The sequence below is a fragment of the bacterium genome (assembly GCA_030654305.1).
Lineage (GTDB): Bacteria > Krumholzibacteriota > Krumholzibacteriia > LZORAL124-64-63 > LZORAL124-64-63 > PNOJ01.
This window is the reverse complement of sequence record JAURXS010000421.1, coordinates 1-1,840: the sequence shown is the minus strand read 5'-3', so window position 1 is coordinate 1,840 and position 1,840 is coordinate 1. Positions and strand designations below refer to the sequence as shown.

3 protein-coding genes are annotated in these 1,840 nt (G+C 70.3%); 2 read left to right on the top strand and 1 reads right to left on the bottom strand.

What is annotated here, in order from left to right:
* Positions 1-445 (top strand): ABC-type transport auxiliary lipoprotein family protein (locus Q7W29_12255; GenBank protein MDO9172589.1); only part of this gene is annotated, 445 nt, incomplete at its 5' end.
* A gap of 4 nt (positions 446-449) precedes the next feature.
* Here the strand turns inward: Q7W29_12255 and Q7W29_12250 are convergent.
* A complete protein-coding gene (locus Q7W29_12250; GenBank protein MDO9172588.1) occupies positions 450-1,214 on the bottom strand; it encodes an enoyl-CoA hydratase in 765 nt (254 codons plus the stop codon).
* Between the two features lie 142 nt (positions 1,215-1,356).
* On the opposite strand from Q7W29_12250, the gene Q7W29_12245 reads away from it, so the two are divergent.
* On the top strand, positions 1,357-1,840 hold a 484-nt coding region (locus tag Q7W29_12245), incomplete at its 3' end, for a patatin-like phospholipase family protein (protein MDO9172587.1).

The window sequence follows — 1,840 nt, the reverse complement described above, 5'->3', positions numbered from 1 at the left end:
GGTGGCCAGCACGGTGGTGTTGCCGGGAGCCCTGGACCGCGAAACCCTGGTGGTCGCCAGCGGCGCGGCCAGCCTGCAACCGCTGACCGGCCACCGCTGGGTGGAGCCGCTGCGCGACAGCATTCCGCGCCTGCTGGTGGCCGATCTGGCGGTGTTGCGCGGGCCGGGACTGGTCTGGCGAGCCCCCGTGCCGCCCGGGGTGAACCCCGCCCGGCGCTTGCGGGCGGAGATCGTCACGCTGATGGCCGACACCGGGCGCCAGACGCTGCGCCTGCAGGCGCGCTGGTGGCTGACCGACTCCCGCCCGAACGGCGCCGCGCCAGCGCTGGGTCAGGCCGATGTTCACATCCCGCTGGCCGACGCATCGGTCGATGCGCTGGCCGCCGCGCACCGGCTGGCGCTGTGGCAGCTCGCGGTGCGCATCGTCGAATCAGCGCCCGCTTAGGGCCTCAGACCTTCGAGAAGTCCGGCTTGCGCCGTTCCATGAAGGCACCAAAGGCCTCTTTGGCGGCCGGCTCGCCGAGCATGCGGCCGAAGCTGACGCCCTCTTCGGCCATCTGCGCCATCACCAGCTGGCTCTGGCTTTTTTTCATCAGGCGCTTGGTCTCGATCAGCGAGCTGATGGGCTTGGCCGCGAGCCTGCGGGCCACAGCCTGCGCGTAACCCGCGGCCTCCATGGGCGGCAGCACGCGGTTGACCAGGCCCACCTCCAGCGCAGCCTCGGCCATGAAGGGCTCGCCCAGCAGCAGCGCCTCGGCCGCGCGGTGGTAACCCAGCATCTGAGGCACCAGCAGGCTCGACGCCGCTTCGGGGCACAGGCCGAGGTTGACGAAGGGCATGGAGAACGCCGCGTTGTCGCCCGCGTAGACCAGGTCGCAATGGAACAGCAGCGTGGTGCCGATGCCCACGGCCGGGCCACACACCACGGCGAGCGCGGGCTTGCTGAACTGCGCGATGCCGCGCAGGAAACGGAACACCGGCGAGTCCTGCGTAGCGGGCGGGTTGTTCAGGAAATCGCCGATGTCGTTGCCGGCGCTGAAGGTGGTCTCGTTGCCCTGGAACAGCACGCAGCGCACGGCCGGATCGGCCTCGGCGGCTTCCAGCGCGTCGGCCAGCGCCGCGTACATCGCGGCGGTGATGGAGTTCTTTTTGTCGGGGCGGTTGAAGGTCAGCGTGGTGACGCCGACTTCGGTGTGGACGAGGATGTCGCTCATGGGCTTGTGCTGAGGTGGGTTGCGGCCGTGCGCCGAAAAGGGCGTCAAGGTAACACGATTGCAGCGCGGCGTCTGGAGTGCGATGCCCAGTTGGTGACAGGCGCCTACACTTCGCAAATCCCCGCGAAAGCCCCTCCCCGCCATGCTGTCCACGCGCCCGCTCGCCGTCCTGTGTCTGTCATTGGCCCTGCTGATCGGGTTCTGGCCAGCGCCTGCCCTGGCCACCGAAGCAGGCCCATCCACCGCACCCGCGCGGCCCCGCGTCGGCCTCGTGCTGTCGGGCGGCGGCGCTCGCGGTCTCTCCCACGTCGGCGTGCTCAAGGTGCTGGAGGCGGCGCGCGTGCCGGTGGACCTGATCGTCGGCACCTCGATGGGCGCGATCATCGGCGGGCTGTACGCCAGCGGCATGACGGCCGACGAACTGGAGCGCGAGATCCTGGCGCTGGAATGGGGCAGCCTCTTCGACTCGCGCGAGCCGCGCCAGCTGCTGTCGCAGCGGCGCAAGGAAGAAGACCTGGAGCTTTCGCCGGTGTTGCGGCTGGGTTTTCGCGACGGCGCGTTCCGCCTGCCCACGGGCGCGGTGTCGACGCGGGCGCTGGAAACCATGCTGCGCCGCTACACCCTGC